We start from the raw sequence: 1345 nt of genomic DNA, 5'->3' as shown, positions 1-1345 counted from the left end.
CGCACGCAAAGCCTGAACAATACTACGCTACGGCACCCCAAGCGACTCTCCCGCGGAGCGGGTTCGTGCTTTGGTCGGCAGCCGTCGGTGGCGAATTTTGCATTCTGGTGGGAAGCGGACCGTCGCATGGCTGACCCCTCTAATGTAGGTTTGACGACCGCCCAAGTGGATGGCTATCCATCGCACTATGAGTTTCGAGGATTGGACATCGGCAGAAGCCGTCGTCCCTGGTCGGAGATGGGCAACTGGCGCGAAAGATCATTTTGGGCGCCGTTGGAGGGACCCTCCTGCTCTATTTGGCAAGCCTGACATGGTTGTACGTCAACCAGCGATCCTACATTTATCCTGGCGCAACTCATGCAGGCTCAAATGCGCTCGCCGATCCGGAAATGGTCAGCCTCAGGACGCCCGATGGGTTCGTTCTGCGTGCAATTTATCGGCCCGCTAGGGATGGGCAGCCGACGATCGTCTTTTTCCACGGTAACGGCGACACCAACGCGGGTAGCAGAGTAGCAACCCAAGCCTTCGCCCGAGCTGGATACGGCCTGCTCCTGCCGGAGTATCGAGGCTATGCCGGGAATCCCGGATCGCCCAGTGAGGAAGGATTGTACAACGACGGCAGAGCTGCACTTCAGTGGCTCATGAACCATGGCGTTCAGGGCCCGCAGATAGTCATTATGGGCAACTCGCTTGGATCGGGGGTCGCCACCGAAATGGCTATGGAGCACAGGGTCGCCGCCCTCATCCTTGTTTCCGGATTCACCAGCATGGTCGATGTGGTCCAATTGCAACTCCCATTCGTGCCTGCAGGCCTGCTTGTGCGCGACCGCTTCGATAACGAGCGGAAACTGGCGAGGATCGGCTGCCCGACGCTGATATTGCATGGGGGAATGGATACGCTCATTCCCGCGGCCCAAGGTGCTGCGCTGGCCGCGGCAAGCGGACACGCCCGCCTCGACATCTTTCCTGCCAAAGGGCATGAGCTGGCTTATACAGCCAGCTCGCAGGATCGAACGCTTGCTTGGCTGGCCAGCATTGCCAATTAGCGATCCGGCTTTGGCACGATAGCTCCACCAATTCACAAGTAAGCCGCGCGAAACGGCCCCGACGAAACGCTGCTACGACATTCTTCTGCCGGCCTAATGTCCGCCTTTGGGGCGGGAATCGCCAGTCTGGGATCACGAAAACAGGGCGCTGCGTTTTAGCGATGCTCATGGCCGCTTTCGGCCCGAACGGTCGTTCCCAGCCGCTGATGGGAACGGCTTGAGTTGTGAAGGGTTTCGGGCGCTTGCGTACGAAAGCCTCCAGTGCAGGAACCCGCGGGCCCCACGCGCTGGTCTATGTG

General features: G+C 59.8%; 1 protein-coding gene. It reads left to right on the top strand.

The annotated features are described in order from the left end of the window. The first annotated feature begins 314 nt into the window (after positions 1 to 314). Positions 315 to 1046, top strand: coding sequence for an alpha/beta hydrolase (locus tag NJ75_RS23120; RefSeq protein WP_156135956.1), 732 nt, complete (start codon positions 315 to 317; stop codon positions 1044 to 1046). The last annotated feature ends 299 nt before the right edge of the window (positions 1047 to 1345 follow it).

The organism is Novosphingobium subterraneum (genome assembly GCF_000807925.1).
Classification (GTDB): domain Bacteria; phylum Pseudomonadota; class Alphaproteobacteria; order Sphingomonadales; family Sphingomonadaceae; genus Novosphingobium; species Novosphingobium subterraneum.
Note: the sequence above shows the minus strand (reverse complement) of the source record. Positions and strands in the feature narration are given on the sequence as shown.